Origin of the sequence: Rhodococcus sp. 66b, assembly GCF_002076325.1 — a bacterium.
GTDB lineage: Bacteria > Actinomycetota > Actinomycetes > Mycobacteriales > Mycobacteriaceae > Rhodococcus_F > Rhodococcus_F erythropolis.
In genome coordinates, this window is record NZ_MUZB01000009.1 from 20882 (window position 1) to 36590 (window position 15709).

14 protein-coding genes are annotated in these 15709 nt (G+C 59.9%); 4 read left to right on the top strand and 10 right to left on the bottom strand.

The genetic code is table 11. The features are described 5' to 3' along the window. Nucleotides 1-7: 7 nt before the first annotated feature. Nucleotides 8-859, bottom strand: coding sequence for a universal stress protein (locus B0E55_RS17750; RefSeq protein ID WP_080910130.1), 852 nt, complete (start codon nucleotides 857-859; stop codon nucleotides 8-10). A gap of 233 nt (nucleotides 860-1092) precedes the next feature. Next, entirely contained in the window at nucleotides 1093-2835 is a 1743-nt protein-coding gene (gene ctaD / locus B0E55_RS17760) for an aa3-type cytochrome oxidase subunit I (RefSeq protein WP_020906509.1), read from the bottom strand. Nucleotides 2836-3033: 198 nt separating this feature from the next. On the opposite strand from ctaD, the gene B0E55_RS17765 reads away from it, so the two are divergent. Next, nucleotides 3034-3414: a VOC family protein gene (locus B0E55_RS17765; RefSeq protein ID WP_020906510.1), complete on the top strand. Its 381-nt coding sequence runs from the start codon at nucleotides 3034-3036 to the stop codon at nucleotides 3412-3414. A 3-nt stretch (nucleotides 3415-3417) separates the two neighbouring features. Here the strand turns inward: B0E55_RS17765 and B0E55_RS17770 are convergent, their stop codons facing one another. The 3 genes from B0E55_RS17770 to B0E55_RS17780 form a co-directional block, all read right to left on the bottom strand. Next, nucleotides 3418-5118, bottom strand: a complete 1701-nt coding sequence (locus B0E55_RS17770; protein ID WP_080910131.1) for a sensor histidine kinase — start codon at nucleotides 5116-5118, stop codon at nucleotides 3418-3420. Beyond that, a complete protein-coding gene (locus tag B0E55_RS17775) occupies nucleotides 5108-5839 on the bottom strand; it encodes a response regulator transcription factor (RefSeq protein WP_078377539.1) in 732 nt (243 codons plus the stop codon). Before B0E55_RS17775 ends, B0E55_RS17770 begins: the two co-directional genes overlap by 11 nt. A 234-nt stretch (nucleotides 5840-6073) precedes the next feature. Then, the gene (locus B0E55_RS17780; protein ID WP_070797288.1) at nucleotides 6074-6418 is read right to left on the bottom strand and encodes a nitroreductase/quinone reductase family protein; all 345 of its coding nucleotides are present in this window, start codon (nucleotides 6416-6418) and stop codon (nucleotides 6074-6076) included. A gap of 238 nt (nucleotides 6419-6656) precedes the next feature. Between B0E55_RS17780 and B0E55_RS17785 the strand changes: the two genes are divergently transcribed. Both B0E55_RS17785 and B0E55_RS17790 read left to right on the top strand, forming a co-directional pair. Further along, the gene (locus tag B0E55_RS17785; RefSeq protein WP_019747515.1) at nucleotides 6657-6878 is read left to right on the top strand and encodes an RGCVC family protein; all 222 of its coding nucleotides are present in this window, start codon (nucleotides 6657-6659) and stop codon (nucleotides 6876-6878) included. A 122-nt stretch (nucleotides 6879-7000) separates the two neighbouring features. Further along, nucleotides 7001-8614: an amidohydrolase gene (locus tag B0E55_RS17790; RefSeq protein ID WP_080910216.1), complete on the top strand. Its 1614-nt coding sequence runs from the start codon at nucleotides 7001-7003 to the stop codon at nucleotides 8612-8614. 23 nt (nucleotides 8615-8637) lie between these two features. Here B0E55_RS17790 and B0E55_RS17795 read toward each other — a convergent pair whose 3' ends face one another. Then, on the bottom strand, nucleotides 8638-9258 hold the full coding sequence (locus B0E55_RS17795) for a TetR/AcrR family transcriptional regulator (protein WP_020968683.1): 621 nt from the start codon (nucleotides 9256-9258) through the stop codon (nucleotides 8638-8640). 157 nt (nucleotides 9259-9415) lie between these two features. Here B0E55_RS17795 and B0E55_RS17800 point away from each other — a divergent pair, with 157 nt between their 5' ends. Then, complete coding sequence (locus tag B0E55_RS17800; protein WP_046378074.1) at nucleotides 9416-10867, top strand: APC family permease; 1452 nt, start codon at nucleotides 9416-9418, stop codon at nucleotides 10865-10867. Nucleotides 10868-10897: 30 nt separating this feature from the next. Here B0E55_RS17800 and B0E55_RS17805 read toward each other — a convergent pair whose 3' ends face one another. The 4 genes from B0E55_RS17805 to B0E55_RS17820 are packed head-to-tail and all read right to left on the bottom strand — an operon-like array spanning nucleotide 10898 to nucleotide 15691. After that, the gene (locus tag B0E55_RS17805) at nucleotides 10898-11875 is read right to left on the bottom strand and encodes an ABC transporter substrate-binding protein (RefSeq protein WP_020968685.1); all 978 of its coding nucleotides are present in this window, start codon (nucleotides 11873-11875) and stop codon (nucleotides 10898-10900) included. A gap of 59 nt (nucleotides 11876-11934) precedes the next feature. Further along, nucleotides 11935-13545, bottom strand: a complete 1611-nt coding sequence (locus B0E55_RS17810) for an ABC transporter substrate-binding protein (protein WP_157902084.1) — start codon at nucleotides 13543-13545, stop codon at nucleotides 11935-11937. A 14-nt stretch (nucleotides 13546-13559) separates the two neighbouring features. Continuing rightward, a complete protein-coding gene (locus B0E55_RS17815) occupies nucleotides 13560-14864 on the bottom strand; it encodes an NtaA/DmoA family FMN-dependent monooxygenase (protein WP_020968687.1) in 1305 nt (434 codons plus the stop codon). Beyond that, a complete protein-coding gene (locus tag B0E55_RS17820; protein ID WP_080910133.1) occupies nucleotides 14861-15691 on the bottom strand; it encodes a sulfurtransferase in 831 nt (276 codons plus the stop codon). The genes B0E55_RS17815 and B0E55_RS17820 overlap by 4 nt, the downstream gene beginning before the upstream one ends. Nucleotides 15692-15709: the final 18 nt, after the last annotated feature.

A 15709-nucleotide genomic window follows, 5' to 3' on the forward strand; every position in this document is an offset into this window, starting at 1 on the left:
ATCCAATTCAGGCTTCGCTCGCAACGATGACCGGGCAGTGAGCTTTTCGAATCATTGCACTGCTCGTGGTGCCGAGAGCGGTGTCGTCGAACGAACCTCGGCCGCGCCGGCCCACGACGAGAAGCCGTGCCTCGGTGGAGAGTTGTTCCAGAATGGCAACCGAGGGGCCGTCGTACTCGATCTGTCGGATGGTGACGCCTGGGTAGAGCGTGGCCCAACCTGACAGTTGCCACGTCAGCGGCGTCGAATGCTGGGGCGCGTGCCCGGCTGCGAAGTTTCGACTCAGCTCGGCCTCGGGCGGGGCGGCGTGCACGACGACCAGTTCGGTGCTCGCCGCCTCGGCTTCCTTGAATGCAATGGCCAAAGCGCTTTCGCTGTAGGCGCTTCCGTCCAAACCGACGACAACGGGAAGATCAGCCGTAGCCTGGCTTTCACACGAAGTTCCGACTGTTGCGAATGAACATGCCGGGGCGGGTGCAGTGAGATCGTCCTGTGGTGTGACGATCAACGGGTTGACGATCAAGGCAGCCTCGGACGTCAACGCGGTGAGGATTGCGGTGTTCTCCCCGGAGATCAGATCGGTCCGGATCCGAAGATCTGGCGACACCGACTCTGCGATTTGAATGGCTTCCATGAACAGGCCGGTCGGTGATGCCGAGGTATTCGGATCTGCGGTGTTCGGATCTGCGGTGTTCGGAGCTACGAAAACTATTCGCATCCAGAGACTGTGGCGATGCGCGAACTCGGCCGCCCACGTGATCACGTCGGTGCGCAGCGGGGATCCATCGATGCACACGACGACCGCTCCGTCTGCGGACCACTCCGAGGTGAAGACGTCAGTCGAAAGTTGGGAGGTCATTCCGAGCTCCTCGCGTTATGTCTGTCGAAGGTTCTGCTGAATGCGAACTGGCTTGCAGGACAGTGCCGAACAGCAATCCTGCAACTACTATCGAGCAAGCGGCAGTTGTCAGTGGCAACCACACGAGCGTCGTGACTGCGAACATGAGGAAGAGCAACGGCATCAGGAGATGGCCGGGTTTCGCTCGGCGTTCAACCTGCTGACTTTCTGCCCAAGCTCGATACTTCGTGCCGTCATTCATGTCGTTTCACCTCTGTGCTTACCGTGGAAACCGGCTTGTGACCAAGCAGTCCGACGTGCGCCTCGTCGCGCATCCTCTCGACCATGTGGGGGTAGTGCAGTTCGAATGCAGGCCGCTCACTGCGGATTCGGGGGAGTTCGGTGAAGTTGTGTCGTGGTGGAGGGCAGGACGTCGCCCATTCGAGTGAGTTTCCGAATCCCCAGGGATCGTCGACCGTCACGATCCTGCCGTACCGATAGCTCTTGAAAACGTTCCAGATGAACGGAATCGTCGAGGCTCCGAGCACAAACGCGCCGACGGTCGAGATCGTGTTGAGAAGAGTGAAATTGTCAGACGGCAGGTAATCCGCGTACCGCCGAGGCATACCCTGAGCGCCGAGCCAATGCTGGACGAGAAATGTCGCGTGAAAGCCGATCAGAGTCAACCAGAAATGGATCTTGGCGAGCTTCTCGTCCAACATCCGGCCGGTCATTTTCGGGAACCAGAAATAGATTCCGGCGTATGTCGCGAACGCGATTGTTCCGAAGAGGACGTAGTGGAAATGCGCGACAACAAAGTACGAGTCGGTGACATGAAAGTCCAGGGGCGGGCTTGCGAGAATTACGCCGGAGAGTCCGCCGAACAGGAATGTGACCAGGAATCCGACGGAGAACAGCATCGGCGATTCGAAAGTCAACTGCCCCTTCCACATCGTGCCGATCCAGTTGAAGAACTTGACTCCGGTGGGAACTGCGATCAAGAAGGTCATGAACGAGAAGTAGGGGAGGAGAACGGCGCCGGTTGCGTACATGTGGTGCGCCCACACAGCGATCGACAGAGCTGCAATTCCCAGTGTTGCGTAGACCAATCCGGTGTATCCGAAGATCGGCTTGCGGCTGAAGACAGGGAAGATCTCGGAGACTATGCCAAAGAACGGAAGCGCCAGAATGTAGACCTCGGGATGGCCGAAGAACCAGAACAGGTGCTGCCACAACATGACTCCACCTGTCGCGGGGTCGAACAAATGCGCTCCCAGGTGCCGGTCCACCCACAGCCCGATCAAGGCAGCAGCGAGCAGCGGAAAAACGAGGAGGATCAGCATGCTGGCGACCAGCGCATTCCACGTGAAGATCGGCATGCGGAACATCGTCATCCCGGGGGCCCGTAGGCAGACGATCGTCGAAACGATGTTGACTGCGCCGAGGATGGTGCCGACGCCGCCGAGAGTAAGCCCGATGATCCACAGGTCGGCACCCATACCGGGGGAGTGGAGTTCGCTGGTGAGTGGCACGTAAGCGGTCCAGCCGAAATCTGCTGCACCACCGGGTGTTACGAACCCGGCGGAGGCGATCAGGCCGCCGAAGAGATACAACCAGTAGCTGAACGCATTGAGCCGCGGGAAACACACGTCCGGCGAGCCGATCTGCAGCGGCATGAGGTAGTTGGCGAATCCGAAGAAGACCGGGGTCGCGTACAGCAAGAGCATGATCGTGCCGTGCATGGTGAACAACTGGTTGTACTGCTCGTTTGACAGGAATTGCATTCCCGGGACAGTCAATTCCATGCGCATGAGCAGCGCCATCAGTCCGCCGATCAGGAAGAAGGCAAACGATGTCACGATGTACATCAGCCCGATCATCTTGTGATCGGTGGTCCTCAGGATCTCGACCAGTTTCGAACCCTTCGGAGCGGTCCGGGGAGTTGCGCCGACGTGGATATCGACCTCGTCGACCGGCCGGGGCGCGAGATCAACCACGACGGCCGCCTGTGCGCATCGACGTGACGAAATACCGAGAATTCTTGGGACTGTGGAACATAAACGCAATGATCGCGGCGGCCACGACCTCGGACGAGGGGAAAAGGTCCCGAGGATCGGACAGGGCGGCATGGCGTAGATCACGTGGTCCGGTACGGTCGAAAGACAATTGTCCTTGCGGATGGAAAGCGAGTTGTCATGGCATGTCGTATCAGTGAATTGGTGCTCGGTTGCCGGGATCCTGAGGTTCTGGGGCGGTTCTGGTGCGAGGTCCTGGACTTCGTCGTGCTCGATCGAATGCACGACGGTTCTCTGGAGATCGGCCCGCGCGAAGGGTTCGGCGGTCCGCAGCCGACGATCATCCTCAGTCGCAGAGACGAACCGGAGAAGGGTAAGCCCCGCCTGCATATCGACGTCAACGCCACCGACCGCGATCAGGAAGCCGAACTTGAACGCCTATTGGGTCTTGGTGCGCGGCCGGCCGACATCGGCCAGACGGGGCAGGAACAATGGCATGTCCTGGCCGATCCAGAAGGTAACGAGTTCTGCCTGCTCAAGGCCCAACTGGATCCGCTCTGACGCTCAACCGTGCTGGATTGACAACGGACTTCGCCTGGGGCTCAGCGGAACTCGCCACACCAATTCGGTGACGCCGTTCTCGCTGGTGATGTTGCTCGAGCCGCCGCACTGACGAGCGCGGGTCGCCAGGTTGTCGAGACCGTGGATTCTGGTTGCCTGGTCGATTCCCACACCGTCGTCGACGATGCTGATGACAAGATCTTCCGTTGCCCGGATGGTGACGTCGATGGCGTTGGCATGGGCGTGCCGCAGAGCATTGCTCAACCCTTCTCGCACAACGGCTTCGGCGTGCGGGGCGAGTCGAGCCGGGACGGAACTGTCGATGGTCCCCTCGAAAGTGACGCTGGGAGTGATCGACGAGTGACCGGACAGACCGTTGACGGCGTCGAGTAATCGGCGTCGCAGGCTTGTGGGAGTCGACATCTCACTCGTGTGGAGGTCGAAGACTGCGGTGCGGATTTCGCGGACCGTTCGATCGAGTTGATCAACGGAGTTGTCCAACACCGTGCGAATGGTTTCCTCGTCGCAGGGACGTTGCAATGCCCCCTGCAAACTCAATCCGGTGGCGAACAACTGCTGAATGACGTGGTCGTGAAGATCACGCGCGATTCGGTCTCGATCTTCGAGGACGTCGACCAGTCGCTCTTTTCGTTGCTGTTCGGCGAATTCGACAGTGACAGCGGCGATGTCGGCCATTGCCGTCAGCTGCTCGATCTCGTCGACGCCCCACGGACGATCGCTGCGGCGTGACGCGAAGAGGACGCCGCCGCCGAACGAGGTTCCCGACAATGGGAGTGCGACGACGGATTCCTCGCTGGAAACATGCAGTGCCGGAACAGCACTGGCGCTGGGGGCGGAAATCGTTCGCCGGCTGCGGGCAGCTTCGTCGATCACGGTTCCGGAAAGATCGAGAACTGTGCCGTCCGAGACGGTCATCCCGCGAGTCCGGGATTCTGCGACGTGAACACCCGGCCCTTCGCCGAGGTCGTAGCGAACTATGCACACCAGATTGCCGTCGGTGAGACGGCGCGTCGTGCGAACCAGTTCGGCCAGTGTCTCGTCGCGAGATCCTCCACTGAGCAGGCGTGCGTTTACGGCGGCGACGGCCTTGAGCCACGCTTCCCGCGTTTGGGATTCCTCGAACAGACGCGCATTGTCGATGGCGATGCTCGCAGCGTTTGCCAGAATCTGGAGTACGGCCTCGTCACGGTCGTCGAATGCAGTCCGTTCCGAGCTGTCCGCGAGGTAGATGCTGCCGAACACCTCGCCCCTGACGAAGATCGGAACACCGAGAAACGTGTCCATCGGTGGGTGATTGGTTGGAAACCCCGCCGAGGACGGGTGTGAGGCGATTCGGTCGGTTCGAACCGGACAAGGTTCTTGAACGACCAGGCCCAGCAGTCCGTGACCTTCGGGAAGATGCCCGATCTTGGCAACCTGCCCCTGATTCAAACCGGAATGGATGAAGCGCGACAAGCGGCCGTCGGGAGACTTCACGCCGAGCGCACCGTAGTCCGCTTCGAGCACATGTCTTGCTACGTCGACTATCTGTTGCAGCGTTTCGTCGAGTTGGAGGGTGGACCCGACAGTCAATACGGCACTGAGCAGCTTGGGAATTGCAGTCGGGTTGAGGGCAGTCAGCTCTGCGCTTCCGGCGATGTCGCCGAAAAGGCTGAGCATGAGTGCGTCGCGGCTACCTGGCATGGTGTGTGCCTGTAGTGGCGGAGAATGGTGAACCGGACGGCGTCAGTAGGTGTGTGGTCGCCTGTCCCGATGGATCCGGGTAAGCAGTGCCCGCACGAATCTTGGTCGCCAGAACTGCAGCCTGCGTTCGACGTTCGAGACCCAGTTTTTCGAGGATGCGTGAGACGTAGTTCTTGACTGTTTTCTCCGAGAGTTCCGCGTGCGTGCTGATCTCTCGATTGCTCAGCCCCTTGCCGATCAACTCGAAGATCAACAGTTCCTGATCGGTCAACAGTGCTGCCGCAGTGCCCGACTCCTGCTCGGATCGGATGCGCCGGACCAAACCGACCACCGCCTGAGTGTTCAACAGCGATTTGCCGGTGGCGACCGTATGGATCGCGGATACCAGGTCGTGGCCGCGGATGTTCTTGAGGACGAATCCGCGTGCGCCGGCGATCAGGGCGTCGAGTAGGGCGTCGTCGTCGGAGTACGACGTGAGCATCAACGTGGCCGCTTCCGGACAGGTCGACGCCAGTTCCCGGCACAGTTCCACACCGTTGCCGTCGGGAAGTCTGACGTCCATGACGACCACGTCGGGTCGGCATTCGGGTATTCCGTCCGAAGCTTCGCGAACACCGGACGCCTCGCCCACAACGTTGAATCCCGATACCTGATTCAACAGGTCTGCCAATCCACGACGGACGATCTCGTGGTCGTCGACCAGATAGATGCCGATCGTCACGGTGGTCACCTCTTCCAGCTCGCGCCTGCCATCGATGTTACCGGACGGTAATGTACTGGCAAGGACGGGTTGTTCGTCAAACGGTCGACAAAAAACCCGCGTCGAACGGTGCGAGACCGAGTGTCGATTGCACAGAGTCAAAGGTCCCGATCGCGACGAGATATGGATCACCGAGGTACGGCTCGGCGATCAGTGTGGAGTGAATGTTATTGCGCCGGTGCCGTTTCGATCGTTTCAGTCCGTAGGCGCGAGTTCGACCGAAACGTAAACTCCCTTGCCTTTTCGATGTGCGAGGGCTTCGCCAGGACGATCGATACCGTCCAGTTGGAGAACGATGGGGCCTTGTTCCGGATAGAAATTGCGCCACCAGCTTTTCTTGTCCGGCATGGCAACTCCGATCGTCACATGGTCGCCTTTTCTTTTGTAGGACACGGGCGCGCTGAAGGTACGTCCCGATTTGCGGCCGACGTAGGTGATGACGGTCATTGAACGGCCGAGTAATTTGCCCACGATCGGAGCGCCGATCAGTGGTTGGACCACTATGTTGACGGCGGCGGATACACGTTGGAAAGTGTTCACAAGAAGCCCTTTCGCTTCGGATGCTGCACGGATTCGAACGCTGCACGGAAATGGTGCGTGCTGTAGTTCTATCCTGCTCGACGGTGATTGTCGCGTGGCAGAAATTGGTACAAACCGGTGCGCCGAAGCGAGTAGCGTGGGGGTACGTCGAGGGTCATTCGTATATGCGCGGTCAAGCCATGTCGTCCTCGACGCCAACCCGGTCTGTGGTCGAACGGCCGAGAACTGGAGCGCCTGTATGGCGTCGAACCCGTCCGATGTGTCGAATGCACCAGGGCAAGCCGAGTCGACAGACGCGGATCAGAAAACGCCGTCCATCTGCCCTGCGTGTCAGCACAGTATGGAATCCCACGATCCGCTCGGCGTCCGGTTCTGCGCAGTGACAGCCGACCGCGGTCTCGATCGAAAGTGCATCTGCGCTGCCGATCGTGAGGAGATGCAGCACTATTCGCGATACTGAGCTTTCGGGCTGAACAGCGCCCGAGATCCTTCAATTCGCAACGCCTGAACCGCTATTGACGGCGGTACAAACGCGGTCTAGATTAATCGAATCAAATTCGATTAATTGCGGAGGTGCTGGAAGTGGAGGCCGAACTTCTGTTCGTCGGAGGCACGATTCGTACGGGGGACTCGGCCCGCCGTGTCAGTGACGCATTGGCCGTTGCAGGCGGCAGAGTTGTTGCTTTGGGGGATGCGGCCAGGGCGTTGGAGTCGGCCCGTACGGAAGTTGTCGACTTGGCAGGGGGAGCGCTTCTACCGTCGTTCGGCGACGGCCATGTTCACCCGTTGATGGCTGGCCTGGAAATGCGCGGCGCCAAGATTCGTGATTGCGACAGCATCGACGAGGTAGTGCGGGAAGTGCGTCGCTGGGCGGACGCGAATCCGGGCGCCGAGTGCATCTTCGGAGAGGGCGTCTCTCCCACTCTGGCTCCGGGCGGACTGTTCGACGCCCACTGGCTCGACGATGTAGTGCGGGACAGGCCCGTCGTCTTGCGCACGATGGACTATCACACCGCGTGGGTCAACAGCGCCGCGCTTCGGAGCGCCGGTCTGACGCGCGATACCCCGGATCCGGTCGGCGGGGAAATTGTGCGAACAGCTGACGGCGAGTTGCTGGGGACACTGCGTGAATGGGGAGCGATCAACCCGGTACTGGCTCTTCTTCCCGAAGTAACACTTCACGACGGAGTCGATTCGCTTGCTGCAGCATCGAAAATGCTTGCGGCAGCGGGTATCACTTGGGTTCAGGATGCATGGACCGAGTTGGACGATGTCGAGATCTGGCTGGCCACCGCTGAAAGCGGGCGCCTGTCGACGCGAGTGAATCTTGCCTTCCGAGCAACACCTGAGAGCTGGAGAGCAGACCTACCGGCGTTTGTCGAGGCTCGGCAGAAAGTTGCAGAACGGGGCGGTGACACAGTCAGAGCCGAAACGGTGAAATTCTTCGCCGACGGTGTCATCGAGGCCGGCACGGCAGCGCTCCTTGCGCCGTACTCGGACTGTCCGCATTCGCACGGAATCAGTAACTGGACGACGGATGAACTCGGTCGGGTTGCAGCTGAAGTGGACCGGTTGGGCTTTCAGATCCATATCCATGCCATCGGTGATGCAGGTGTACGCATGGCGCTCGATGCGATCGAATACGTCGATCGATGTAATGGCCCGCGTGATCGGCGCGCCACGATCGCGCATCTGCAATTGGTTGACGGCGACGACCTTGACCGGTTCGAATCATTGGGCGTGATTGCCAATTTCCAGCCGCTCTGGGCTCAGCTCGATCCTCTGATGACGGAACTGACCATTCCGCGTATCGGCGTCGACCGCGGTGAGCTGCAATATCGCATCGGAAGTCTCGCCGAGCGAGGCGCGCGAGTGGCATTCGGCAGCGATTGGCCTATCACGGCCCACGAACCGATCAAGGGAATTGCCACCGCAATTCACCGCCAGACGTCTGCAGGAGTTCCGAGCGAAGGATGGCTGCCTCGTGAACGCGTCGGCCTCGACTGGGCCCTCGCGACATATTCGGCCGGTATCGCCTATCAAGGGTTCGAAGAGAACTCGTGGGGTCGCCTCCTTCCGGGCATGCGAGCCGACATGATCCAGCTGCCTGTCGATCCCCGCCACCTTGCTTCGTCCAAGGAACTCAGTGACCTGGTCGTGTCCCGAACCTGGTTGGCGGGTAAGCGCGTTCATTGACCGCCCGGCCGGATTCGCGACGGCTACTCGTGCACCTCATGCAAGAGGCGTCGAAAACCTGAAAGCAATGCCGTCCAGCCGAGTTCGAAGGCTTGCTCGGCCCTGGCCGGTCCCCTCGGTGCCGCGGCAAGTGCCCGAGTCAGGGCGTCGTCGGGTGTTGTCGCGTCCGCTTCGATCATGACCTCCGGTGCGGCCGCATCCAGTGCCGCTCCGAGCAGAAAATTCTCCGATGCAGTGATGACGGCCAAGATGTGGTCGTCCGGGAATCCCGCCTCGCACAGACCCGCAGCGGGAGCGCGGTACACCGACAGTGACGTGGGGTCGCGTACCGTCTCCGTGGCGAGGAGGCGGATGGAAGTGGGGTGGCGACTGAACGCGGCTCGATACGACCTCGCCCACTCGGAGAACGCTTCGTCCCATGGCAAGCGCTCGAACGCCGACCCGTCGATTTCGCGTACGACGCGATCACGAACCAGGTCTACGACCGCGGCGCGGCCCTTGGCGTGGTGATAGATCGACGAGACTTGAACATTCAGGTGTTTCGCCAGGTCAGGCATCGTGAAGTCGCCGTCGCGGTCGACTAGTTCCAGTGCAGCCTTTGCGATCCGTTCGCGGTCCAGGCGTGCGATACGAGGTCTACCCACGGTCCCACCTCTCTAATCGAAGTTGATTCGATTATGCCCTTGTGGCGCCGGTCACAAGGAACTATCATAATCGAAACTGATTCGATTAATCCGGTCGGTGATTCCCGTTCCTGTTTTCTCCTCGTCATGCCCCCTTCCTTCACTGGAGAAGTGCCTCATGAAGAAATCTGAAACCTCGCCCACCGTGCAGCTGCAAGGAGGCGTCCTGGGCACTGCCGGGATCGTCTTCTTCGTCGTGGCCGCAGCGGCTCCATTGCTCGTGATGGCAGGGGTCGCGCCGCTGGCCTTGAACATTGCAGGCATCGGGGCTCCGGGCGGATACATCTTGGCGGGGCTCGCGTTGGGAGTGTTCGCAATCGGTTTCACTGCGATGAGCAAGTACATCCACAATGCAGGCGCCTTCTACGCCTACATTTCAGTTGGACTCGGGCCTCGCTGGGGGCTCGCCGCAGCAGTACTCGCGTTGGTGTCCTACAACGCTCTCGAGATCGGAATCTTCGGGGCTCTAGGATATTTCGCCCAAACCACTATGGCGGACCTGGTCGGGGTAGATCTGCCGTGGGGATTGTGGTCGCTGTTGGGTGTTGGATTGGTGTGGTTTCTCGGATCTCGATCGGTACACCTCGGGGCGCGATTTTTGATCCTTTTGCTGACCGCGGAGACAGGGATTCTGGTTCTGCTCGCAGGAGCGGTCCTCTTTCAAGGCGGAGCCGTCGGAATCGATGTCGAATCCTTTGCTCCTTCCAATGTTTTCAGTCCAGGCCTCGGCGGGGTGTTGACTCTGGCCTTCGCTGCGTTCATCGGATTCGAAGCCACCGCCCTGTATCGGGAGGAAGCAAAAGATCCCGCTCGGACGGTTCCGCGGGCAACGTACATTGCCGTCGCGTTCCTCGGACTCTTCTACGCATTCATGGTGTGGATCATCATTCAGGCGTACGGCCCGGATCAGGCTCTCGCGCTTGCTGCTTCCGATCCCGCCGGCATGTACTTCAACGCGATCGAGCAGTACGTCGGCGGTTGGGCGAGCACCTTGATGGAACTGTTGATCATCACGAGCATTCTCGCCAGTCTGCTCGCGTTCCACAACGCGATCACCCGCTACGTCTTTGCGCTCTCGCGTGAACGCGTGCTGCCCCGAGCGTTGGGCAAACTACATCCGGTCTACAAGTCGCCCTACGTTGCCAGCGCAGTCCAGAGTTTCCTCGCGATGGTGGTGATCGTCGTGTTCGTGATCATCGGCGCAGACCCGTACCTCGAACTCCTGCTGTGGGTGAACTCGCCAGGCATTGTCGGCATCGTCGTGCTTCAGGTCATGGCGGCCGCGGCTGTCATCGCTTTCTTCTGGAAAGATCGCCGTGGGCATTCGGTGTGGAGAGTCTTGATCGCGCCCGCATCCGCTCTCCTGATGTTGGTCTACGCAACGTATTTGATCGTTGATCAGATGGAGCTGATCACTGCCGCCGGCACGGCAGTGAACGTGGTGCTCGTTGCCGTCACACCGGTCAGCTTGGCTGTCGGCTGGCTACTCGGCTCCCGACTCGAACGACGTGACCCGGCGCAGTTCGCCCGGCTGGGAACTACCGACGTCGACGCCGGTCCTTCGGCCTGACTCGGCTTTTACTCCACCAGTGGTGTTCTCCTATTTGTTCGTTTTCGGGAGGCCAGGGGGATTGACCAGCGACTTGTCGACTGCCTCGTTGGTGATCTTCCATCGCTCGAGAACTTGCTCGTATGTGCCGTTTTCGATGAGATGATCTATCGCTTCGCTGATCGGTTGTACCAAGCCGTTGTCTTTCTTGACCAGTACACCGATCTGGCCCAACGCGGCCTCACCGGCCCCGGAGAACTGGCCGATCACTTCGTTCTCGCCAGTCTGTGCAGCGTGAAACTGCGATGACGGGTTGGGGCCGAAGTAAGCATCGATTCGACCGGAAGACAGCGGCAGGTAGTAGTCAGTGGTCTTCTGGTACACGGTGATTTCAGCGGGAGCACGCCCGGCCGCGACGTTGTCCTCGTTCCACTTCACAAGCAATGCCTCCTGATTGGTGGCAGCGCCGACTCCGATCTTCAGTCCGGCGATGTCTTCCGGCTTCTCGAGTGAGAGATTCTTGTCCTTTCTGACTTCGAATGCGAGAGTGTCGAGGCGGTACGTCGCGAAGTCGTACTTCTCTTTACGCTCTTCGGTGACCGTCACGTTGGAGATGAACGCATCTGCATCTCCCGAATCGATCCGCACTGAATTCTGCGCCCAATCCGCGACCTGAAGGTCGATTTTCAACCCGAGCACCTCTGCGATCAAATACGCGAAGTCGGTCTCGGAACCGATGACCGTCTTGTCGTCGTCGGCATAGAAGCGCAACGGCGGCGCGGTTCCAGCGTTGCCGGTGATTCGGATCGTGCCCCGGTCGCGGAACTCCTGAGGGACCTTCGCTGCAATCGAATCAACCTTGTCGGTACTGATGCGGTTCTGCTCGGCCGACAAGTTGATACCGGATGTTGTTGCACCGGAGTGTTGCTCGGTCGATTCTTCATCTGGGCTTCCGCAAGCGGTACCAAGGAGGGCAACTGTGGCCAGGGCAGAGATCAGAAGCGTCGCGGTGCGAGGACGGGTGAACATCGGGTTCCTTCCGAGAAAAGGGTTTGTCGAAGCAGGTTGTCGAGCTGAGGAAGTGTGAACTAGCTCTTCCACGCATCCACGAAGTCCACCGAGTAGAGATCGGCTTGGATGCGCAGGTCGTGAACCGCGGGAGTCGTCGCGTAGATCAACGAAGAGGCGTGCAACGGGATCGCCAGTGCCTGATCGGCAATCAGCTCCTGAATCTCCTTCAACACTTCGTTTCTCGCATCGATGTCAACGGTCTGAGATTGTTTGACCAGCAACGTATTCAGCTCAGGAGTCGAGGCGATGCCTTTGGTCGAGCCGAGAGTGGGACTGAACACCAGCAGTACGTCACCGTCGGCGCGCAAGCTCTGGAAGTAGATCGATTCCCACGTGCCGTCGGTTCTCGCGGCGTTGTCCTCGGCAGTCGAGCGAGGTTGCAAGTTCACCGCGACTCCGATGTCGCGCAGCTGAGATTGGATCAGTTCGAACTGCGATTGTGGGAGGTGGTTGCGGTATGCCAATTCCACGGTCAGTTTCTCACCATCCTTGGTTCGGAATCCGTCACCGCCGACTGTCCATCCACTGGCGTCCAGCAGTGACTTCGCACCCGACGGATCATAGGTGTACTCGGACGAGAGATCGGTGTAGCCGGGCGCTTTCACAGACAGGATGCTCCGTGCTTTCTCGTCACTCGGTGTGTAGGTGGTATCGATGATCTGTTGGGTATCGATGCCCTTCACCAAGGCGCGCCGCACGTTCAGGTCCGCAAGTACCGGCGCGAACGTGGGGTTGAGCAAGAGCGAGTCGTTGATGCCGGCAGCAATGGACGGGATGACAGTGAGTCCGGCGCTTTGTGCGCGGTCGACGTCTGTGCTCGGAATGTCGATCGCGGCGTCCAGTTGTCCTGACGTCAAACCGCCGATTCGCACCGAGGATTCGGGGACCACCAAAAAGGTGATCGAATCCAGATATGCCTCTCCCTTGTTCTTGTTGAGTGAGGATCCCCAGTGGTACCCGTCCCGACGGGCGAGTACGACCTTCGCGTTGGTCTCCAGTTCTTTCTGTACGAATGGACCTGAAGCGATAACGCCCTGGGCGCAGCGTTCTTCGGGCGTCTTCTTCAAGGATTCCGGTGCGATGATGGCGAGCGTGTCGGAGCGGGCGGCTTGAAGGAATCCTGCCGATGGTTCCGAGAAATCGAGTGCGACGGTCGAGGGGTCGAGTACCTCGGCCCCGATGAAGGTCGCGAGATGAGATTTCGCAGTGGTTGCGAAACCGCTGTCTCCCAGTCTTTTCTGGCTCTCGAAGTTATCTGCCACGACCTGTGCATCCAGACGTTCGCCGTTGCTGAAGGTAACTCCGTCCTGGAGAGTGAAGACGAATCGTCGACCGTCGTTCTGGACCTCCCAGGACGTCGCCAACCAAGGAACGATCTCCCCGGTGTCGAGATTCTGGTCGACGAGTTTGTCGTAGAGGGGATGGAACGCCGTAGCGGTTTGACCGTTCAGGGTCTTGTCGATGCACGGTGGAAACGTATTGATGGCAAAGGTCAGATCGCCCCCGGACGCGGGCTCGAAGTCCGCGCTGGCAGATGGTGTTGCAGTGCTGCAACCAGCCGCAACTGCAAGCGTCGACGCCAGGATGGCGACTCGGATCGGTGTGGATGAAAGCCGCGACGTCGTCATGGACTGAGTTCCGTTCATCGTGTGGAAGTGCGAGTGGAATCGAAGATGTTGGACCGCAAGGTCGTTCCGGTGTATTCGCGCCGGAACACGCCCCGATCTTGCAGAAGTGGCACAACGGAACTGGCGAAGTCGTCGAGCCCCCTGGGGAAGTGGGTAGCCGTCAGGATGAAACCGTCAGTTGCTCCCGATTCGAAGAGATGTGTCAACTCGTCCGCTACCTCTTGCGGCGAGCCGACAATCTCGGGAGTGAGATCGTTACGCGCGAACAACTGTGCGGCTTCGGCGATAGTGAGATCCTGGGCGTCGATCAGCCGCGCCAGACGACGCGACGGACCTTTTCCCTGATCGACGACGTCGTTGATCGGAGTTGTCGGATCGAACTGCGACAGATCGAGTCCGGCGGAGTGGGAGACCCACTCGATTGCTGCATCCGGATGGATCAGGGATCGCAGATACTCCTGCCGTTCCTTCGCGATGCTCGTCGTCTCGCCGACTATCGGTTGCACGGCGGCGACGAGGCGCACCGAATCGGGGTCGCGTCCAGCCTCTTCCGCGTAGCCGCGAATTGCCTGGCGCTTCGCTCGAAGATCTTCCTCCAACGGGTCGATCGCAAAGACCAGATCTGCCCACCGCCCACCGAACTCGCGCCCTCGCGCCGATTCACCTGCCTGGATGAAGACCGGGCGGCCCTGAGGTGATTGTGGCAAGGTGAGTGGACCCTGCACCGACAAGTATTTGCCCTTGTAGTCGGCCGCGTGAATCTTGCTTGTGTCTGCGTATATTCCGCTGTCGCGATCGGCCAATACGGCGTCGCCGTCCCACGATGACCAGAGTGCGGTGGTCGCTTCGAGAACCTCGTCGCCGCGCTCGTACAGTTCTTCTCTCGGAAGCCGATCGACTTCGGGAAAGTTGTCGTTTGCCGGACCGGGCGCCGTCATCACGATGTTCCAGGCCGCGCGCCCACCGCTGAGTATGTCGAGGCTGCCCAGAGTTCGCGCCAAGTTGTACGGGCTGTTGAAGCTTGCCGAAAGGGTTACGCCGAGACCGATACGATTTGTTACGCCGGCTACCACTGCAGCCAACTGCGTCGGATCATGTTGAAAGCCGGTCAGCAGACCGTATTTGGTGTGGCCGTCGACGTAGTGCACACGCTCAGGTATCAATATCAGGTCGAATTTCGCTCGTTCCGCGGCTTGCGCGTATCGCTCGTAGAGCGCTCTGTCCTCGAAGGCATTCTCCGAGTACGAATGTCGCCACATTCCGGCACTGTGCATACTCGGAAACACCATGTAGGCGCCGAGGATCATCTGTCGTGTCATCGCTGGTCCGGATTCCTTGGTGTGTGATGGATGTCAGTGGAGACGGGTCGTTCGGGGTCGGCGCTCCACCCCGACCACGACGCGACGTAGACCGCGGAGCTGATGCCGACCGCTGCAAGCGCCAGTGCGTTGTGCGACGCGGCAACTCCGCCGCCGCAATACGACACGACGGTGCCACCACGCTCTATTCCGAACTGGTGGAAGTATTCTCGTAACTCGCGGTCGGGAAGTAGGAATCCGTTGTCGTCGAGTAGGTCAGTTGCCGGCGCTGAGATAGATCCGGGGATGTGGCCGGCGCGGAAACTGCTCGATCCTCGGGCGTCGAGCAATCTGCCGGCCGATGCCGCGCGCAGGGCGCCTTCTGCGTCGGCGAGTGTCGTGCTAGCGGTGGAAGGTGGTACGGGCATCGAATCGTTTGTCGATATGGGTTTTCGGGATGAAGCCCATGCGGACGATCCGCCGTCCAAGTACCGCACTGAACGTCCCGCCCAGCGAAGCGTGAACCACGCGCGGGCCGCAAGCAGGGGGCTGTCCGAACTGTAGACCACGATGTGAGCATCGGTGGATACTTTCAGATCGTTCAGTGTTCCTCCGAATGCGTCGAGATCTGGCAGCGGTCGATTCCCTTCAGTCCCGCCGCCACTGCTTTGAAAGTCGTTTATCGACAATGTGATGGACTGCGGCGCAGTAATGATTCCGGCTCCGCCCTCGCTGTTGTCTCGTACCACGTTGACGACGACGAGCGTCCGATCGGAACGAATGAGTTCGCGGAGTTCGGTTGCGGAAACAATGACTGCGCGACGCTCGATTCCCCCTGCTTCTGACATGAAAGATATTGTGTAACA